The sequence below is a fragment of the Streptomyces sp. NBC_00984 genome, from assembly GCF_045162475.1.
Classification (GTDB): Bacteria; Actinomycetota; Actinomycetes; order Streptomycetales; family Streptomycetaceae; genus Streptomyces.
The window spans coordinates 6757890-6773813 of sequence record NZ_CP108734.1; the positions used below are offsets into that span (position 1 = coordinate 6757890).

13 protein-coding genes and 1 tRNA gene are annotated in these 15924 nt (G+C 68.4%); 8 read left to right on the top strand and 6 right to left on the bottom strand.

Annotated features, from left to right (window positions below; translation table 11 throughout):
* Positions 1–228 precede the first annotated feature (228 nt).
* Both OG520_RS30195 and OG520_RS30200 read left to right on the top strand, forming a co-directional pair.
* Entirely contained in the window at positions 229–1158 is a 930-nt protein-coding gene (locus OG520_RS30195; protein WP_406015263.1) for a helix-turn-helix domain-containing protein, read from the top strand.
* Positions 1159–1187: 29 nt separating this feature from the next.
* Positions 1188–1514 (top strand): chorismate mutase, encoded by a 327-nt coding sequence (locus OG520_RS30200; protein ID WP_385326881.1) that lies wholly within the window; start codon positions 1188–1190, stop codon positions 1512–1514.
* On the opposite strand, the gene OG520_RS30205 is transcribed toward OG520_RS30200, so the two are convergent.
* Positions 1495–2253, bottom strand: a complete 759-nt coding sequence (locus OG520_RS30205; protein WP_406015264.1) for a hypothetical protein — start codon at positions 2251–2253, stop codon at positions 1495–1497. The two genes, OG520_RS30200 and OG520_RS30205, sit on opposite strands and share 20 nt — an antisense overlap.
* 332 nt (positions 2254–2585) lie before the next feature.
* Here OG520_RS30205 and pepN point away from each other — a divergent pair, with 332 nt between their 5' ends.
* The 3 genes from pepN to OG520_RS30220 all read left to right on the top strand — a co-directional run bounded on the left by pepN (position 2586) and on the right by OG520_RS30220 (position 8196).
* Positions 2586–5090 (top strand): aminopeptidase N, encoded by a 2505-nt coding sequence (gene pepN, locus OG520_RS30210; protein WP_406015265.1) that lies wholly within the window; start codon positions 2586–2588, stop codon positions 5088–5090.
* Between the two features lie 287 nt (positions 5091–5377).
* Entirely contained in the window at positions 5378–6781 is a 1404-nt protein-coding gene (locus OG520_RS30215) for a pyridoxal phosphate-dependent decarboxylase family protein (protein ID WP_399325759.1), read from the top strand.
* Positions 6778–8196, top strand: coding sequence for a lysine N(6)-hydroxylase/L-ornithine N(5)-oxygenase family protein (locus tag OG520_RS30220; protein WP_406015266.1), 1419 nt, complete (start codon positions 6778–6780; stop codon positions 8194–8196). The genes OG520_RS30215 and OG520_RS30220 overlap by 4 nt, the downstream gene beginning before the upstream one ends.
* Positions 8197–8264: 68 nt before the next feature.
* On the opposite strand, the gene OG520_RS30225 is transcribed toward OG520_RS30220, so the two are convergent.
* Positions 8265–10070, bottom strand: coding sequence for a bifunctional metallophosphatase/5'-nucleotidase (locus OG520_RS30225; RefSeq protein WP_399325756.1), 1806 nt, complete (start codon positions 10068–10070; stop codon positions 8265–8267).
* Between the two features lie 181 nt (positions 10071–10251).
* On the opposite strand from OG520_RS30225, the gene OG520_RS30230 reads away from it, so the two are divergent.
* Together OG520_RS30230 and pyk are read left to right on the top strand one after the other, a co-directional pair.
* Positions 10252–10950, top strand: a complete 699-nt coding sequence (locus tag OG520_RS30230) for an SIMPL domain-containing protein (RefSeq protein WP_406015267.1) — start codon at positions 10252–10254, stop codon at positions 10948–10950.
* A gap of 126 nt (positions 10951–11076) precedes the next feature.
* Positions 11077–12510 (top strand): pyruvate kinase, encoded by a 1434-nt coding sequence (pyk, locus tag OG520_RS30235; protein WP_399325752.1) that lies wholly within the window; start codon positions 11077–11079, stop codon positions 12508–12510.
* A gap of 8 nt (positions 12511–12518) precedes the next feature.
* On the opposite strand, the gene OG520_RS30240 is transcribed toward pyk, so the two are convergent.
* The gene (locus OG520_RS30240) at positions 12519–13283 is read right to left on the bottom strand and encodes a transcriptional regulator (protein ID WP_406016600.1); all 765 of its coding nucleotides are present in this window, start codon (positions 13281–13283) and stop codon (positions 12519–12521) included.
* Positions 13284–13393: 110 nt separating this feature from the next.
* A tRNA-Leu gene (locus tag OG520_RS30245) sits at positions 13394–13468 on the bottom strand.
* 99 nt (positions 13469–13567) lie between these two features.
* Here OG520_RS30245 and OG520_RS30250 point away from each other — a divergent pair.
* The gene (locus OG520_RS30250; protein ID WP_266420680.1) at positions 13568–14218 is read left to right on the top strand and encodes an ANTAR domain-containing response regulator; all 651 of its coding nucleotides are present in this window, start codon (positions 13568–13570) and stop codon (positions 14216–14218) included.
* Between the two features lie 66 nt (positions 14219–14284).
* Here OG520_RS30250 and OG520_RS30255 read toward each other — a convergent pair whose 3' ends face one another.
* Together OG520_RS30255 and OG520_RS30260 are read right to left on the bottom strand one after the other, a co-directional pair.
* The gene (locus OG520_RS30255; RefSeq protein ID WP_266420683.1) at positions 14285–15001 is read right to left on the bottom strand and encodes an ABC transporter ATP-binding protein; all 717 of its coding nucleotides are present in this window, start codon (positions 14999–15001) and stop codon (positions 14285–14287) included.
* Positions 14998–15921: an ABC transporter ATP-binding protein gene (locus OG520_RS30260; protein ID WP_406016601.1), complete on the bottom strand. Its 924-nt coding sequence runs from the start codon at positions 15919–15921 to the stop codon at positions 14998–15000. The genes OG520_RS30255 and OG520_RS30260 overlap by 4 nt, the downstream gene beginning before the upstream one ends.
* Positions 15922–15924: the final 3 nt, after the last annotated feature.

Sequence of the window (15924 nt, forward strand, 5' to 3'; positions counted from 1 at the left end):
CCTGTGCGTGCGGTCCCCCGGAGCCGCACGGCCCCGGGCCCGTACGACGGCACGCACCACGGAGCGGGCGAACCCGGGGGGAATGTTGCGTCCCACCTTCGCCCCCTGGCGTCCTGCCGGTCCATGGACAAAGATCACTGCTGTTTGGACACAATTGTTCGGTTGAACTGTCCGGACCCACGCAAGGAGGGTCCGGACCCACGCAAGAAAGGGGAGGAAGGAAGCCCGATGTACCACACCTGGATGCGTTTCTTCACCCCCAGCCCGCTCCACCACCGGCTGGGCCTCGTCTGCCTGGGCGTGGGACTCCAGCACGGCGCACTGCCGACGGTCGGCCCGCGCACCCTGGACCACCACGTGGCCGTCGTCATCAGCTCCGGCAGCGGCTGGTTCACCGGCCCCGACGGCCGCCGGGTCCCCGTCGTCGCGCCCAGCCTGATCTGGCTCACCCCCGGTACCCCGCACCACTACGGAGCCGACCCCGGCACCGGCTGGGACGAGAGCTTCGTCGACTTCACCGGCCCCGCCACCACCACCTACACCGAACTCGGCTACATCGAGCCCGACCGCCCGCTCGTCCCGCTCGCCGACACGGCGGGCCCACGCGCCGCGATCGGGCGCATGGTGCGCGCGGCACGGCGCGGCAACCCGCTGCTGGAGGTCGAGACCGGCGCCGCCGTCCATGAACTCCTCGTCGCCCTGCGCCGGGCCCGTGCCGATGTCAGCCCCGACGGCGACCCCGTCCTGCAGGCCCTCGCCCGGGACGCCTTCCAGCCCCTGTCCGTCGCCGAGCACGCCGCCCGGCACGGCATGACACCCGCCGAACTGCGCACGGCGGTGCGGCGGGGCGCCGGGTGCAGCCCCAAGGACTACCTCCTCGGCATCCGGCTCGGCCGCGCCAAGGAACTCCTCGCCGCCACGGACCTGCCGGTCGCCGCCGTCGCCCGACGCGTCGGCTACGACGACCCGGCGTACTTCTCCCGCCTCTTCGCCCGCCGGGTCGGCACCGCCCCGGTCCGCTTCCGCGAACAGCAGGGCCGCAACGTACCGGGCGGCTGGAGCGACCAGGTCCCCGACCCGGAACACCCACCGACGATCACCCCGCTGGGCCCGGCCGTCCAGGGACCGACCGGCGGACCGGGGCCGGACAGGCCCTGAGGGCCGTCCGACCCCTAAGCTCGCTGACCATGACGACGAGGGACATCGACGAGTCCGTGAACGCGGAACTGAACCGGCTGCGCGAGAGCATCGACAACATTGACGCCGCTGTTGTCCACATGCTCGCCGAGCGCTTCAAGTGCACCCAGCAGGTCGGCCACCTCAAGGCCGCCCATCACCTCCCCCCGGCCGACCCGGCCCGCGAGAGCAGGCAGATCGCCCGCCTGAGACAGCTCGCGGAGAGCGCGCACCTGGATCCGGCCTTCGCCGAGAAGCTGCTGAACTTCATCGTGGCGGAGGTCATCCGCCACCACGAACGGATCGCGGAGGAATCGGCTACGAACGCGGAGGCGTGAGCGCCGGAGACCGGAGCTCCCCCGACCGGCGCGGCCTGCGCCACGACCACACCACCCAGGCACTCACCAGCAGCCCGAGCCCCGTGGCCAGTACGACGAGCCCGGCCGCCGCCGACTCGTCGACATGATCGCCGTTGCCCCGGGGCTCGGGCAGCCCGGCCGCCGCATAGTGGGGGAGGACCAGAAGGCCCACCCCCACCAGGGCCGGCACCACCCAGCCGAACCGCTCACGGCGCGAGGACCGGACGGACACCAGAGCACCCGCGGCCAGCAGCACCGCACAACCGAGCGCCGGCAGCACCGTGCAGGTCAGCCACTCGGACAGCAACGGCCGCCAGTACCACTCCGATTCCGGCCTCGGCCCGTCGAAGTAGTACAGGGTCCGCGGCTGCGGCTCACCCATGAAATCCCGCACGGTCCCCGGCACCAGGCCACCCAGCAGCCCTCCCGCGAAGACGAGCCCCGACAACCGCGCCGCCGCCCCACCGCCCTCCCTCCACCAGGCCACCGGGGCGACCCGAACCACCACCACGGCACACCAACCCGCCAGCAGCCCCAGGAACACCCCCTTGACCGCTCCGTAACCGACCGGAGTCCAGACGTTCCAGGGATAGTTCTCCAGGTGCGCGGCCCGCCAACTCCCCACAAGACACCAGGCGACCGCACCCCCGACCACACCCCACGGCGCGACCCCCACGACCCACCGCCGCTCACCGCCCGAGCCCCGCAGACCCGTCACCGCTCCGACACCCCCACCCGTCACCGGCCCGCACCACCCGTCGCAACGCGGGACGCGACAACCGCACGTACGGTTGCACGGGCCGGCCGGGTTGCCGGCGGCCCCGCGTACTGTCCAGCCATGCCGGTCGTCCGCCGACTGCCCGGAGCGGTCCGGTACCGGTCCTTCTGGGACCTCATGAACGACGAGTACCGGAGCTTCCGCGGCGACCAGGAGTGAGCGCCGTGCGAAGAGCCCCCGCGCACAACCCCCACGGAGAGAACGCCCCGCCGCCGCCCGGTCGTAGGAGAACCCGCCTGCGGCCCGGCCACCGCGTACGGCAGCATGGACGCATGTCCGTACTGACGCGCGACGAAGCGCAGACCCGAGCCCGGTTCCTCGACGTACACCGGTACACGATCGACCTCGACCTGACCGCGGGGGAGGAGACCTTCGACTCCCGCACCGTCATCCACTTCACCGCAGCCGCGGCCGGAGACACCTTCGTCGAGCTCAAGCCGGCCACCCTGCGCTCGATCAGCCTCGACGGACACCCCCTCGACCCCGCCGACCTCGCCGAGAACCGCTTCCCGCTCACCGCACTCACCCCCGGCACCCACGAACTGCGCATCGACGCGGCCATGAGCTACTCCCGCACCGGCGAAGGCATGCACCGCTTCACCGACCCGACCGACGGCGAGACATACGTCTACACCCAGCTCTCCATGGAGGACGTCCAGCGCGTCTTCGCCGCCTTCGACCAGCCCGACCTCAAGTCCGTCTTCGAACTCACCGTCACCGCCCCCGAAGGCTGGACCGTCCTCGGCAACGGCATCGCCGAACACCGCGGCGACGGCCACTGGACCCTGGCCGCCACCCCGCTGATCTCCACCTACCTCGTCGCCGTCGCCGCCGGCCCCTGGCACTCCGTGACCACCGAACACGCCGGACTGCCCTTCGGCATCCACTGCCGCCGCTCACTGGCCCCCCACCTCGACACGGACGCCGACGAGATCCTCGACATCACCCGGGCCTGCTTCGACCGCTTCCACGAGAAATTCGACGAGCCCTACCCCTTCGACTCCTACGACCAGGCCTTCGTCCCCGAGTTCAACGTCGGCGCCATGGAGAACCCCGGCCTCGTCACCTTCCGCGACGAATTCGTCTACCGCTCCGCCGTCACCGACACCGAACGCCAGACCCGCGGCATGGTCATCGCCCACGAAATGGCCCACATGTGGTTCGGCGACCTCGTCACCCTCGCCTGGTGGGACGACATCTGGCTCAACGAGTCCTTCGCCGAGTACATGGGCTACCAGACCCTCGCCGAAGCCACCCGCTTCACCGACACCTGGGTCGACTTCGGCGTCGCCCGCAAGGGCTGGGGCTACGACGCCGACCAACGCCCCTCCACCCACCCCGTCGCCCCCGACCCGGCCGCCGTCCCCGACACCGCGTCCGCGCTGCTCAACTTCGACGGCATCTCCTACGCCAAGGGCGCATCCGCCGTACGCCAACTCGTTGCCTGGCTCGGCGAGAAGGACTTCCTGGCCGGCATCAACACCCACTTCGCCCGCCACAAATTCGCCAACGCCACCCTCGCCGACTTCATCGACAACCTCGCATCGGCCACCGACCGCGACGTCCACGCCTGGGCCGACGCCTGGCTGCGCACCACCGGAGTCGACACCCTCACCTCCCACATCGAGGAATCCGACGGCACCTGGACCCTCCACGTCGACCACGACGGCAGCCGCCCCCACCGCATCGCCGTCGGCGCCTACGACCACACCCCGGACACCCGCACCGGCACCGACCGGCTCGTCCTGCGCGACCGGTTCGAGATCGACGTCCCCCTGGACGGCACACCCCAAGCACGCCCCGGCCACCGCCCCGCACTCCTCGTCCTCAACGACGGCGACCTCGGCTACGCCAAGATCCGCCTCGACGCCCGGTCCTGGGAAACCGCCGTCACCGGCCTCTCCGGCATCCCCGACGCCCTGACCCGCGCCGTCGTCTGGAACACCGCCCGCGACATGGTCCGCGACGGCGAACTCGCCCCCGCCACCTACCTCGAAGCGGCCCGCACCCACCTCCCGCACGAAACCGACCTCGCCCTCGCCCAGGGCGTACTCGCCTTCGCCGACACCCACATCACCCGCCGCTACCTCACCCCCGAGAACCGCCCCGCCGCCCTCGCCACCCTCACCGCCCTCTGCCGCGACCTCATCCGCCGCACCGAGGACGGCCACAACCCCGGCCTCCGCCTCATCGCCGTACGCCACCTCATCGACGCCGCCACCCAGCCCGACACCATCCAGGACTGGCTCAGCAACGGCACCGTCCCCGGCGGACCCGAACTCGACCCCGAACTGCGCTGGCGCATCCTCACCCGCCTCGCCGTCCTCGGCGCCATCGACGAAGCCACCATCACCGCCGAACTCGAACAGGACCCCAGCGCCACCGGACAGGAAGGCGCCGCCCGCTGCCGCGCCGCCCTCCCCACCCCCGAGGCCAAGGCCACCGCCTGGAACACCCTGTTCAACGACGACAGCCTGTCCAACTACCTCTTCACCGCCACCGCCCAAGGCTTCTGGCAACCCGAACAAGCCGACCTCGTACGCGACTACGTACCCCGCTACTACCCCGAGGCCACCGCGCTCGCCGCCCGCCGAGGCCCCGCCATCGCGGCCGCCGCAGGAAGCCACGCCTTCCCCGCGTACGCCGTCGACACCGACAACCTCCACCTCGGCGAACAAGCCCTGAACGACACGGCCCTCACCCCCGCCCTGCACCGCAAACTCACCGACCAGATCGACGACCTGCGCCGCACCCTCACCGTACGCAACACCCACTGACCCACACCCCGCACCCGCACCACCCGTGCCCGGCGCCACCCCCACCACACAGGGGGACGCCGGGCACAGCCATATCCGACGCCACGCCTATACCACCGGAACCCCCAACAACGCCCCCCACCCCACCACCCATCCCCCTTTCGAGTTCACATCGCCCCGCTCCACGGTCGCGCCCCCGGAAACCCGGACAAGCTGGCATGTCCACCCATGCCCCGCCACGCGCACCCGAAGGGCCCCACACCATGCCCACCCCACCCCCACCACGCGCACCCGAAGGGCCCCACACCATGCCCACCCCACCCCCACCCCTCGCCGGAACCACCACCGGCCCCACCGCCCTGCGCCCCCTCATCGACACCGTCCTCACCGCACTCCACGACGGAGCCCACCGACGCGACGGCCCCCTCCCCGCAGGCGGCCCCGACGCCGTCACCCCACGGACACGCACCGCCACCCACCCCGTCATCCCCGACCACGGCACCGGCCCCCACCACGCCCTGCGCACCCTCGTCACCGCCCTCACCGAAGGCGCCGCAGACCCCGCGGACCCCCTCTGCACAGCCCACCTCCACACCCCACCCCTCGCCCTCGCCACCGCCGCGGACCTCGCCGCCTCCGCCCTCAACCCCTCCATGGACTCCTGGGACCAGGCCCCCGCCGCCTCCGCCCTCGAAGCCGACACCACCGCCGCCCTCGCCGCCGAGATCTACCCCCACCGACCCACCCCCGACGCACTCATCACCACCGGCGGCACCGAAGCCAACCAACTCGCCCTCCTCCTCGCCCGCGAACGCAACGGCCCCGTACAGACCATCTGCGCCGCCAACGCCCACCACAGCATCACCCGCGCCGCCTGGCTCCTCGGCCTCCCCGCACCCATCGTCATCCCCGCCCCCACCGGCGTCATGGACCTCACCGCACTCGACGAAGCCCTCACCCGACACCAGCGCCCCCTCCTCGTCACCGCCACCGCCGGCACCACCGACACCGGCCAGATCGACCCACTCGCCGACATCGCCGACCTCTGCACCACCCACGGCGCCGAACTCCACATCGACGCCGCCTACGGCGGACCCCTCCTCTTCAGCCCCACCCACCGAGCCAAGGTCCACGGCCTCGACCGCGCCCACAGCGTCACCCTCGACCTGCACAAACTCGGCTGGCAACCCGCACCCGCAAGCATCCTCGCCGTCCCCCACCGCAACCACCTCGACCCACTCCACCACCAAGCCCCCTACCTCAACGCCGACGACGACACCGAAGCCGGCCTCCCCGACCTCCTCGGCCGCTCCCTGCGCACCACCCGACGCCCCGACGCCCTCAAGATCGCCGTCACCCTCCAGGCACTCGGCCGCACCGGACTCGCCGACCTCATCGACCGCACCCTCACCACCGCCCACCACCTCGCCGACCTCATCGCCGAAACCCCCACCCTCGACCTCTACGACCGCCCCACCATCAGCACCGTCCTCTTCCGCCCCACCGGCGCCGACGACAAGACCGTCGCCACCATCCGCCGCACCCTCCTCACCCGAGGCCAAGCCGTACTCGGCCGCGCCCACACCAGCGACCGCCTCTGGCTCAAAGCCACCCTCCTCAACCCCCACACCACCCCCGACCACCTCCGCACACTCCTCGACCTCGTCAACCGACTCACCAACGACCTCGCGGAAGGCAACACCCCCCGATGACCGACCTGCCCACCCCCGACACCGACCAGCCACACGACCTCATCGGCATCGGCATCGGCCCCTTCAACCTCTCCCTCGCCGCCCTCGCCCACGGCATCCCCGCCAACCCCCGCCCCCTCACCGCCACCTTCTACGAACAACGCCCCGCCTTCCACTGGCACCCCGGCCTCCTCATCGACGGAGCCAGCCTCCAAGTCCCCTTCCTCGCCGACCTCGTCACCCTCGCCGACCCCGCCAGCCCCTGGACCTTCCTCAACTACCTACGCAGCCGCGACCGGCTCTTCCCCTTCTACTTCGCCGAACGCTTCCACATCCAACGCGCCGAATACGACGCCTACTGCCGCTGGGTCACCGACCAGCTCCCCGGCCTCCACTTCAGCCACCAGGTCGACGCCGTCCGCTGGAACAACCAACGCGGTCTCTTCGAAATCGACTTCACCCAACTCGACAACGAAGGCGAAGCCGAAGCACTCGGCCGCGCCCACACCCGCCACATCGCCCTCGGCATCGGCACCGAGCCCTACATCCCCGAACCCCTCAAACCCCTCATCGAAGCCGAGAACGTCCCCGTCATCCACTCCGCCGACTACCTCCACCACCGACAAGAACTCCTCGACGCACCCCACATCACCGTCATCGGCTCCGGACAATCCGGCGCCGAAATCTTCCTCGACCTCCTGCGCGCCCGCCCCACAGGCCACGAAAACCTCCACTGGCTCGCCCGCACCCAGGCCTTCGCACCCATGGAGTACTCAAAACTCGGCCTCGAACACTTCACCCCCGACTACAGCCGCTACTTCCACGCCCTCCCCGAATCCGTACGCGACGAACTCGTCCCCCACCAATGGCAACTCCACAAAGGCATCGACGCCGACACCATCGCCGCCATCCACGACGAGCTCTACCGCCGCACCCTCCACGGCGGCTGGCCCGACACCACCCTCACCCCCGGCGTCTCCGTACGCACCGCAGGACGCATCGCCAACACCCGCATCGAACTCCACCTCGAACACACCCAGCAGAACACCCGCACCCGACTCACCACCGACGCCGTCATCCTCGCCACCGGCTACCGCGAACGCTCCCTCGACCGCATCCTCACCGGCCTCGACCCCTACCTGCGCCGCGACGCCTCCGAACGCCCCCGCATCGACGACCGATTCCGCCTCGTCCTCGACCCCACCGTCACCGGCAACGTCTACGTACAGAACGCCGAACGCCACACCCACGGCGTCGGCGCCCCCGACCTCGGACTCGCCGCCTGGCGCAGCGCCACCATCCTCAACGACCTCACCGGCACCAACCCCTACCCCCTCCCCGAACGCACCGCCTTCACCACCTTCGGCCTCACCCCCCACAACCCCCGCGTCCCCACCCAAGGCCCCGACCTCATCCCCCTCGCCCAGAACAACTGACCACCACCACACACAGAAAAGGCGGCCGCCCCTCCACGAGAGAGAACGGCCGCCCACCACAACACCGCCTAGAACACCGGCGTGCCCTCACGCGTCAGACGCCAATCCACCGACGCGAACTGCGAACCGTCCACCGAACCCTTCGCCTGCACCCAAGCGATGATCGTGTTACGGATCTCCTCCGAATTCGCCCACAACTGCTTGGCACCCGCCACATGCGGGAAATTCCCCCCACCACTGGCCCGATAATTATTCACCGCCAACACGAACTGCGCCGCCGGATCGATCGGCTTCCCCTCGAACGCAAGATTCACGATCCGCGAACCATTCGGCTTCGCGATATCGATCTCATACGTCAGACCCGACACCGCGTCATAGTTGTAATCCGGAGTGTTGTCCGCATTCGTCAACTTCGCCGTGTCCACCGGCGCACCCGCCGCCGTCTGCACGTAATACCGCGCCGAGAACTCCAGATAATCCTTCAGCTGCGCACCCGTCAGCAAACGCGCCTCAAGCGTGTTCTCGAACGGATACAGACCCGCCGCATCCTTGATCGTCACATCACCGGCCGGAATCTGCGCCGTACGCGAGAAGCACGACGCCTGCGAAAGCACCGGAAGCGCCGCATACGCACCACCCGCCAGAGCCGCCTTCACCGTCTCCGCCTGAACGACATTGATCAGATCGATGATCGGCTCGTCCTTCCACGCCGCCTCCGCCGTCGTCATCGCCGCCGTCGACGTACCGATCACCTGATTGACGTACGCCACAACCTTCTTGTGCTCGTCCGCCAACATCCTCGTGATCTTCGGGTCCTCTGCCACGGTGTTCGAGTTCAGCACCTGCGAACCCGCCTTCTCCACCACCCAGCGACCCTTCTCCCACACCAGATCGAAGTCGAACAGCGTCAGCCGCTGCCCCCACTTCAACGGCTCCGAGAGCACCACCTTCTTACCGGTCTGCTTGTTCTCCACGAAATACTCGGGGATCTCCAGATGCGCATGCCCGACCAGAATCGCATCGATACCCGGCACCTGCTCGGCCACCAGACCCGCCGCATTCTCCACATACGGGATCTGATCACCGTACGACGACGTACCACTGTTCCCCGAATGCGCCGAAACGATCACCACATCCGCACCCATCGAACGAAGCCGCGGCACAAACTTCGCCGCCTGCTCCTCCAGCCCCGGGAACACCATCTTCCCACCGACATTCGCCTTGTCCCAGATCGCAATACCCGGATTGGTCAGCCCCAGAATCGCCACCTTCACATCCCGGCCATGCGGAGTACGCAACCGCTTGATGACATACGGAGCGAACGCCGGCCGCAACGTCTTCGCGTCCAACGCATTCGCACCCAGCAGCGGGAAGTCGCACTGCTCCTCGAACTTCCGCAGCACCGGAATACCGTAATTGAACTCATGGTTGCCCAGCGCCGCCGCGTCGTACCCGATCGCATTCATCGCCTGCGCCATCGGATGCACCGGACCACGCTTCGCCGTGATCGGATCGATCTTCGCGTAGTAGTACGACAACTGAGTGCCCTGGATCGTGTCACCCGCATCGATCATCAACGTGTTACGACGACCCTTCTCCCGGCGCACCTGGTCCACCAGAGTCGAGATCTTCGCCAGACCGACATCGTTGTGCGCCTTGTCGTCGAACTCCTTGTCGGTGAAGTAGTCCCAGTTGAAGACATTCCCATGCAGGTCCGTCGTCCCCATCACGGTGAACGAGTACCGCTTCGGCGGACGCCCGTGGCCATGCCCATGACCATGGGCCGCGGCAGGCGCCGCGGAACCCCCCGCGATCGCCACACCCGCACCGGCGGCCGCCGATGTGCCCAGGAACGTCCTACGGTTCAGCGGCATTTCGTCTCCCACATCTCAGTTCTCACGCAGCTCGGTTCTCGTACGACACAGCACCCGCACAACAGGGCCCGCCGCACACAACGCGCGTAGATAATGACCCAGGAGCCGCGCCCGGCAACACCCCCTGCGGGTTTCGATCTGATGACCACCCGCTGTCGGCCCCGGATGCGACAGTGAACCCATGACCCACACCCCACCGCCCTACGGCACCCCCGAACACCCCCGCGTCGCAGTCCGCGGCGAAGCCCGCCTCGAAGTCGACCCCGAGACCGCCCGCATCACCATCACCGTCACCGCCCGCGGCAAGGACCGCCGTAACGCCCTCGAAGACCTCACCCGCCGCAACAACCACGTACTCGAACTCGCACGCTCCTACGGACAAGCCATGGAAGAACTCGAAACCGGCGCAATCTCCATCACGCCCGAACTGACCCAGAAAGGCCGCAACGAACAAATCCACGCCTACCACGGCCGCGTCCACGTCACCGCCGTCCTCAACGACTTCACCGCGCTGGGCGAATTCACCACCCGCATCGCCGACCTCGACATGACCCGGGTCAACGGCCCCTGGTGGGACCTGCGCCCCGACTCACCCGCCCACGCAACCGCCCGCCGCCAAGCCGTCCACGAAGCCGTCCAACGCGCCCGCGAATACGCCGACGCCCTCGGCGCCCAGCTCACCGCCCTCGTCGAACTCGCCGACCTCGGCGCCGAGAACACCGCCCCGCCCGCCCTCCCCGCCCCCGGCACCATGCGAGGCCGCGCCGCCTTCGGCGGAGCAGCACCCGAACCCGCCCCCGCCCTCGACCTCGAACCACAACGCCAGACCGTCTACGCCCAGGTCAACGCCCGCTTCATCATGTCACCGCCAAAACTATAGAAAACAATGCTCATCCGAGCACCCCGCCGCACAATTCAACACTTGTCAATAACCCTTCATCCAAAGGTCGTTGAGCAGTCACGGCACGCCAAATAACTACCCGTAGGTAAGGTCTAGGCTCGAACCATGCGCCGAGCAAAAATCGTCTGTACCCTGGGCCCCGCCGTCGACACATACGACCAGATCAAGGCATTGGTCGAAGCGGGAATGGACATCGCCCGCCTCAACCTCAGCCACGGCACCTACGCCGAACACGAAGAGCGGTACCACCGCGTACGCAAGGCCTCCGACGAGAACGGACACAGCGTCGGCATCCTCGCCGACCTTCAAGGCCCGAAGATCCGCCTCGGACGCTTCCGCGAAGGCCCCGTACTCCTCGAACGCGGCGACAGCTTCACCATCACCGTCGAACCCGTCGAAGGCGACCGCCACACCTGCGGCACCACCTACGACGGCCTCGCCGCCGACGTCACCACCGGCGAACGCATCCTCGTCGACGACGGCCGCGTCACCCTCGAAGTCACCGAAGTCGACGGCCCCCGAGTCCACACCACCGTCATCGAAGGCGGCATGGTCTCCGACCACAAGGGCCTCAACCTCCCCGGCGTCGCCGTCTCCGTCCCCGCACTCTCCGAGAAGGACATCGAAGACCTCCGCTGGGCCCTGCGCACCGGCGCCGACATCATCGCCCTCTCCTTCGTACGCAGCGGACGCGACATCGAGGACGTCCACCGCATCATGGACGAGGAAGGCCGCCGCCTCCCCGTCATCGCCAAGGTGGAGAAACCCCAGGCCGTCGAGAACATCGACGGCATCGTCGCCGCCTTCGACGGAATCATGGTCGCCCGCGGCGACCTCGGCGTCGAAATGCCCCTGGAGCAGGTGCCGATCGTCCAGAAGCGCGCGATCAAACTCGCCAAGCGCAACGCCAAACCGGTCATCGTCGCCACCCAGATGCTCGACTCGATGATCGACAACTCCCGCCCCACCCGCGCCGAGGCCTCCGACGTCGCCAACGCGGTCATCGACGGCACGGACGCGGTGATGCTCTCCGGCGAGACCAGCGTGGGCAAGCACCCCATCGAGACGGTCCGCACGATGTCCCGCATCGTCGAGGCCGCCGAGGAGGACATCCTCACCAAGGGCCTCCCGCCCCTGACCGACCGCAACAAGCCCCGCACCCAGGGCGGCGCGGTCGCCCGAGCGGCAGCCGAGATGGGCGACTTCCTCGGCGCGAAGTTCCTGGTCGCCTTCACCCAGAGCGGCGACACGGTCAGGCGCCTCTCCCGCTACCGCTCACCCATCCCGCTCCTCGCCTTCACCCCGGACCCGGCGACCCGCTCCCAGCTGAACCTGACCTGGGGCGTCGAGACCTTCCTCGGCCCGCACGTGGATTCGACGGACGCGATGGTCGCCCAGGTCGACGAGGAGCTGCTGAAGATCGGCCGCTGCCAGAAGGGCGACGTCGTGGTCATCACGGCCGGCTCCCCGCCGGGGGTCCCGGGCTCGACGAACCTGGTGCGGGTGCACCACATCGGCGAGGACGACAGCCCGAAGTAGGCCGGTCGTCAGTACTTCGGCCCGACGTGGGCGTCCATCAGCGCGACGGACGCCCGTCGGGCGACGGAGATGTTCCGGCTGTTGGCCTGCTTCCAGTGAACGCCGACGAAGTCCAAGGCGTCGGTGAAAAGCCGCAGGATGTCGGCCGACAAGTTGGTGAAGAAGTACCGGGGGTATTCGTAGCGCTTCTGCTCGTCGCCGATGAGTCTCGTGGTCCAGTTGGTGACTCGGCATCCGTCGGAGTGGACCAGACCGCGGATGAACTCCCAGGGGTGGGTACGCACGATCTGCTGCTGCCAGGGTTCGAGAGAGATCGTGCGCTCGTGCTTCTTGCCGGGGCCGTGCTGGGGGAAGAAGCACGGCCAGTGCTTGCTGTAGCAGGTCACGTTCTGGCAGCCCTGACGCTGAACTCGGAACACCTTGTTGCCGGGGCGCACGAGCTGCATGGCTTCGGCGCAAGCGTCGATGAGACCGGGCCAGCTGTCGGCGCAGGCGATACGGAGGAAATGCACGCCCCTCTTGCTGGAGCTGATGCAGCCGTCGCCGAGATAGAGGCCCAGCAAGTAGGCGTACGCAGCGGGGACTTCAGGATCACTCGGCATGTCGCTGCATCGCGGACAGCCCGCAGCGCGCCCCCTGCCGAGGGGATCTGTTCGTGTCTGCCACGAACGGATTGCGGCGCGCGAGATGCCGGTCTGTCTGCTTACGGAGTTCTGGCTGAAACCCTGCGCGACGAGGGCCAGAGCGCGCTTGCGCGTATCAAGGTCGTACACCAGGCCGAGCCTGTCCGGTATCCAGGCAACCTGGAGGCGGAACAAGCTGGCATTCACACGTTCACGTGAAGCCTAGCCATTCTTCGGCGGCCTTGGAATCGAAGGAAAAGTACCCCGAGTCGGACTCGAACCGACACTGTATGGGTTTTGAATCCATTGTCTCTAACCAATTGGACTACCGGGGCTCGCTGAATCGTAGGTTTCCCTCGACCCGCTGCCCGACCACCTTACCGCAGCTGGGTAGGCTCTTGGCAGCAGTACCCCTGCCTTGATCAAGGAGCCCCGTGACCACGCCCGAGTCGCCCCAGCCCGCCGCCGACGACGACAAGTCGCACGTTCCGCCGCTGACGACCCGCGTCGTCATCGCCGAGGACGAGGCGCTCATCCGTCTCGACCTCAAAGAGATGCTGGAGGAAGAGGGCTACGCGGTCGTCGGCGAGGCCGGGGACGGGCAGCGGGCCGTCGAGCTGGCTCGGGAGCACCGGCCGGACCTGGTCATCCTCGATGTGAAGATGCCGGTCCTGGACGGGATCTCCGCGGCGGAGAAGATCGCCGAGGAGTCCATCGCGCCGGTCCTGATGCTGACCGCGTTCTCGCAGCGCGATCTCGTCGAGCGGGCCAGGGACGCCGGGGCGATGGCGTATCTGGTGAAGCCGTTCAGCAAGAGCGACGTGGTGCCGGCCATCGAGATGGCGGTGTCGCGGTTCGCGGAGCTGAAGGCGCTGGAGTCCGAGGTCGCGGATCTCGCGCAGCGGCTGGAGACGCGGAAGCTGGTGGACCGGGCGAAGAGCATTCTGCAGACGGATTACGGGCTCTCCGAGCCGGCCGCGTTCCGGTGGATCCAGAAGACGTCGATGGACCGTCGGCTGTCGATGCAGCAGCTTGCGGAGGCGTTGATCGAGGATGCCGAGGAGAAGAAGAAGGCGGCCGAGTAGGCCGTACGCGAGTACGAGGAAGGCCCGCGTCCCGGATGTCCGGGACGCGGGCCTTCCTCGTGTGTGTCAGTCCTCGCCGAGGTAGGCCTTGCGGACGGACTCGTCGTGGAGGAGGTCCGCGCCGGTGCCGGAGAGGACGATCTTGCCGACCTCCATGACGTGGCCGTGGTCCGCGAGCGAGAGCGCTGCCTGGGCGTTCTGCTCGACGAGCAGGATGGTGGTGCCCTGGGCCTTGAGTTCGACGATGGTCTCCATGATCTTCTGCATCATGATCGGGGAGAGGCCCATGGAGGGTTCGTCGAGCATCAGGAGTTTGGGCTGGCACATGAGGGCCCTGCCCATGGCGAGCATCTGCTGTTCGCCGCCGGAGAGGGTTCCGGCGGCCTGCTTCCGGCGTTCCCCGAGGATGGGGAAGAGGTCGTAGGCGCGCTGGATGTCCTTTTCGATGCCTGCCTTGTCGTTGCGGAGGTAGGCGCCGAGCTGGAGGTTCTCGGTGATGGTCAGCCGGGGGAAGATGTGGCGTCCCTCGGGGGAGTGGGCGAGGCCCAGGGAGACGACCTTGTGCGCGGGGATGTCGGCGAGCGGTTTGCCGTCGAAGACGATGCGGCCGCCGACCGGTTTGAGGAGGCCGGAGAGGGTGCGCAGGGTGGTGGTCTTGCCGGCGCCGTTGGTGCCGATGAGGGTGACGACCTGGCCGGCTTCGACGGTGAAGGAGATGCCCTTGACGGCTTCGATCTTGCCGTAGGCGACGCGGAGGTCCTCGACCTCTAGCAGTGCGGTCATCGGGTGTCCTCCTCCTCGGTGCTGGTGCTGGTGCTGGTGCTGGTGTCGGTGGTGGCCGCGGTCCTGGCGGTGCTCGCTTCGGCGGCTCCGGCTTCTGCGGCTTCGACCTCGGCGGCTTCTTCGGCGCCGGGGGCGCCTTCGAAGGGGGTGCCGAGGTAGGCCGCGACGACGCGTTCGTCGCTCTGGACGATGTCGGGGGTGCCTTCGACGAGCTTTTCGCCCTGGACGAGGACGGCGACGCGGTCGCAGAGGTTGAAGATGAACCGCATGTCGTGCTCGATGACGAGGACGGCGATGCCCTGGTCACGGATGGCGAAGATGAGTTCTTCGGTGACGCGGGTCTCTTGCGGGTTCATGCCGGCGGTGGGCTCGTCGAGGAGGAGGAGTCCGGGGTCGCTGGCGAGGGCGCGGGCGATTTCCAGCTTGCGCTGGTCTCCGTAGGGGAGGTTGCGCGCGAGGTGGTCGGCCTTGTCCGCCAGGCCGATGAAGTCCAGGAGTTCCATGGCGCGTTCGCGGCTGGCGTTCTCGGCCCTGGTGAAGCCGGGGAGGCGCAGGAGGGCGGACCAGAGGCCTTCCTTGGTCCTGGTGTGGCGTCCGACGAGGACGTTTTCCAGGACGGTCATGTTGGCGAAGAGCCGGATGTTCTGGAAGGTGCGGGCGATGCCTGCCTGGGTGACGAGGTGGGGCTTGGGCGGCAGGACGGTGTCCTTGTAGCTGACCTTGCCCTCGGTGGGGACGTAGAGGCCGGTGAGGCAGTTGAAGAAGGTGGTCTTGCCGGCGCCGTTGGGGCCGATGAGGCCGACGATCTCGCCCGCGTTGACGGTGAGGTCGACGTCGCGTACGGCGGTGAGGCCGCCGAAGCGCATGGTGACGCCGCTGGCGTCGAGGACGGTGGTGGCGGTCTTCGTGGTGGTGGTCATGGT

Bases quoted from the DNA above. Each gene is read 5' to 3' on its own strand.
- OG520_RS30215 (WP_399325759.1), top strand. From the start codon at position 5,378: ATGCCCACCCCACCCCCACCCCTCGCCGGAACCACCACCGGCCCCACC.
- pepN (WP_406015265.1), top strand. From the start codon at position 2,586: ATGTCCGTACTGACGCGCGACGAAGCGCAGACCCGAGCCCGGTTCCTC.
- OG520_RS30200 (WP_385326881.1), top strand. From the start codon at position 1,188: ATGACGACGAGGGACATCGACGAGTCCGTGAACGCGGAACTGAACCGG.
- pyk (WP_399325752.1), top strand. From the start codon at position 11,077: ATGCGCCGAGCAAAAATCGTCTGTACCCTGGGCCCCGCCGTCGACACA.
- OG520_RS30255 (WP_266420683.1), bottom strand. From the start codon at position 15,001: ATGACCGCACTGCTAGAGGTCGAGGACCTCCGCGTCGCCTACGGCAAG.
- OG520_RS30260 (WP_406016601.1), bottom strand. From the start codon at position 15,921: ATGACCACCACCACGAAGACCGCCACCACCGTCCTCGACGCCAGCGGC.
- OG520_RS30225 (WP_399325756.1), bottom strand. From the start codon at position 10,070: ATGCCGCTGAACCGTAGGACGTTCCTGGGCACATCGGCGGCCGCCGGT.
- OG520_RS30230 (WP_406015267.1), top strand. From the start codon at position 10,252: ATGACCCACACCCCACCGCCCTACGGCACCCCCGAACACCCCCGCGTC.
- OG520_RS30220 (WP_406015266.1), top strand. From the start codon at position 6,778: ATGACCGACCTGCCCACCCCCGACACCGACCAGCCACACGACCTCATC.
- OG520_RS30195 (WP_406015263.1), top strand. From the start codon at position 229: ATGTACCACACCTGGATGCGTTTCTTCACCCCCAGCCCGCTCCACCAC.